Raw genomic sequence first — 2,312 nt, forward strand, 5'->3', positions numbered from 1 at the left:
CGGTCAGGGGCATCGACGTCTCCCAGCAGCAGGGCCAGATCGATTGGCGGCGCGTAGCCGCCGATGATGTCGCCTTTGCCGTCATCAAGGCGACCGAAGGCGGCGATCATGTCGATGATGCTTTCGCACGGAATCTGGAAGAGGCCCGGGCCGCCGGTCTCGCCGTCGGCGCCTATCACTTTTTCACCTTTTGCCGGCCGGGTGCGGACCAGGCGAAGAATTTCATCTCGGTGGTGCCGCACGATCAGTCCCTGCTGCCACCCGTGGTCGATATCGAATTCGGCGGCAACTGCCCGCAGCGGCCGACGCCCGAACAATTGAACGCCGAACTGGCCGCGTTCCTCGCTCCAGTCGAGGCGGCGTTCGGCAAGCCTGCGATTGTCTATCTGACCGACGATGCAGCAGAAGCCTATGCCGGGCGCATTGCTGCCCGTCCGCTCTGGCTCCGCTCATTGCTCCTGGAGCCGGATCGCAACGACTGGGTCTACTGGCAGTACCACAACAGGGGTCGCGTTGACGGCATCAATGGCGATGTCGACCTGAATGTGCTGCAGGGTGGGCCAGCCATGTTGGATGCGCTGAATGCACTGCCGCACTGAGTTGATGTCTGCGGACACCAACTCTAATTACTGCAAAAACATTTATGTCCGCAAGAATTCCGCTATCTGGCTGAAAACGCTAACGAACATCGCTTCGGTCAGCACGCCGGTGTTGGTGTTGTAGCGTGAGCAGTGATAGCTCGAAAACAGCGTGACGCCACCGGCCGGCAGCTGCCCGCCATGCTTGAACGGGTAGGCGGCGACGCGCCCACCCAGCGCCCGCACCGTCGACTGATGCGCGATCGATCCCAGTGCCAGCACGGCGCGCAAATTAGGGAACCGGGCGATCGTCGGCACCAGGAATGTCCGGCAGGTGGCAATCTCCGCGCCCACCGGCTTGTTCTCAGGCGGCACGCAGCGCACGGCATTGGTGATCGCCGTGCCGACAAGCTCCAATCCGTCGTCGGGTCTGGCCTTGAATTCGCCGCGTGCAAAACCGTGCGAAATCAGGGTCGAGTAGAGCAGGTCGCCGGCATAGTCGCCGGTGAACGGGCGGCCCGTTCGGTTGGCACCGCGAAGGCCGGGCGCCAGCCCGACGATCAGCAGTTGGACCGTCGCGTCACCTTCCGAGGGCAGGAAAGTCGGCACCGGCGCATTGAACCAGGATGGTTCGCGCTGCCGGCACTCGGCGATGAAGTCGTGCAGCCGCGGGCAGAGCGGGCAGTCGCGACTAGGCTCTGAGGCGCAAAGGGCGGTCAAGGCGACCGGCCTCAGTAATCATCCTCGTCGACTTCGGCCGGCTCGGGCCTGCGCACCGGCCGCTCGGACGGATCGCGGCCAACGTCGTTCTTCAAGGTCGTCAGGTCGATGAAATGGTCGGCCTGGCGGCGCAGATCGTCGGAGATCATCGGTGGCTGCGAGGCCATGGTCGAGACGATGGACACCTTGCGGCCGCGCCGCTGCAGCGCCTCGACCAGCGTGCGGAAATCGCCGTCGCCGGAAAAGATGACATAGTGGTCGACGACATCGGCGAGCTCCAGCGCATCGACCGTGAGCTCGATGTCCATATTGCCCTTGATCTTGCGGCGGCCGGTCGAGTCGGTGAATTCCTTGGCCGGCTTGGTGACCACCTTGAATCCGTTATAGTCGAGCCAGTCGATCAGCGGACGGATCGAGGAGTATTCCTGATCCTCGACCAGCGCCGTGTAATAATAGGCGCGCAGAAGATAGCCACGTTTCTGGAAGCTCGACAGGAGCTTGCGATAGTCGATGTCGAAGCCGAGCGCGCGCGACGTCGCATAGAGATTGGCGCCGTCGATGAATAGGGCGATTTTTTCACGAGGGTCGAACATGGAAAATATTCCTTCTCGAAATAAACGGCCGTCTAAACGAAATGCGATAGCGACGTTCGGTCAGGCTCATAATAAACCGGCTGACCTCTACGCATCCGAGATAGCGCCAGATTCACGGCAATCCAAGGGCGCGTGCGGCACTGCAAGCAATTGTGATCGGGACACCGAACACATAGGCACAGCCAGTTTTGCCGAATCGGGTGTTTGAACGAAGGATTGGGCGCCCTGCAGCCCGGCCATTGCCATGATGCTTGTATTTTGGCGGCGTTCGGGTTATGGACCGCGCCTGTTTTCCATCAAATCCATCGCATGAAAGGGGCAATCCATGGCCCGCGTAACCGTTGAAGATTGCATCGACAAGGTCGACAACCGCTTCGAACTGGTGCTGCTTGCCGGCCACCGTGCCCGGCAGATCAGCCAG

The 2,312-nt window shown here is 61.4% G+C and carries 4 protein-coding genes; 2 read left to right on the plus strand and 2 right to left on the minus strand.

Features of this window, described 5'->3' with window-relative positions:
* Positions 1-599: GH25 family lysozyme (locus EN906_RS31340; protein WP_127375650.1), on the plus strand; the 599-nt coding region annotated here is incomplete at its 5' end.
* Between the two features lie 42 nt (positions 600-641).
* Here the strand turns inward: EN906_RS31340 and EN906_RS31345 are convergent.
* Both EN906_RS31345 and EN906_RS31350 read right to left on the minus strand, forming a co-directional pair.
* Positions 642-1,298, minus strand: coding sequence for a uracil-DNA glycosylase (locus EN906_RS31345; RefSeq protein ID WP_127375651.1), 657 nt, complete (start codon positions 1,296-1,298; stop codon positions 642-644).
* 11 nt (positions 1,299-1,309) lie between these two features.
* A complete protein-coding gene (locus EN906_RS31350) occupies positions 1,310-1,891 on the minus strand; it encodes an NYN domain-containing protein (RefSeq protein WP_127267156.1) in 582 nt (193 codons plus the stop codon).
* Between the two features lie 325 nt (positions 1,892-2,216).
* Here EN906_RS31350 and rpoZ point away from each other — a divergent pair.
* The coding region (gene rpoZ / locus EN906_RS31355; RefSeq protein WP_127375652.1) for a DNA-directed RNA polymerase subunit omega at positions 2,217-2,312 on the plus strand (96 nt) is incomplete at its 3' end.

Source organism: Mesorhizobium sp. M7A.F.Ca.CA.004.06.1.1, assembly GCF_003999135.1.
Classification (GTDB): Bacteria; Pseudomonadota; Alphaproteobacteria; order Rhizobiales; family Rhizobiaceae; genus Mesorhizobium.